We start from the raw sequence: 261 nt of genomic DNA on the forward strand, positions 1-261 counted from the left end.
GGTCCTGACGGCGCCGCAACGTGCGGAACTCCAGCATGCCTACCAGCATCAGCGCCGGCATGAAGACCCACAGCGTGTCGCCGACAAGGGCCGAGATGCGGAAGAAGTTGCAGCTGGGCTTGCCATGCTTGGCGGCGTACAGGTCGCACATGGAGGGCCAGGGCAGCGTGGCGGCCAGCGGGTAGATGATGGCCATCGTCAGCGCCGAGCCCAGCAGCGTGGCGCCCACGAGGCGCGCACGCCGCGCCGGATGGATGGGGC

Annotated in this window: 1 protein-coding gene; it reads right to left on the reverse strand. The window is 69.3% G+C overall.

Features of this window, described 5'->3' with window-relative positions; translation table 11 throughout:
* A partial coding sequence (locus ACZ267_RS12945) for a hypothetical protein (protein ID WP_463680354.1) occupies positions 1–261 on the reverse strand: 261 nt, incomplete at both ends.

It is taken from the genome of Staphylococcus sp. AC872 (genome assembly GCF_979255425.1).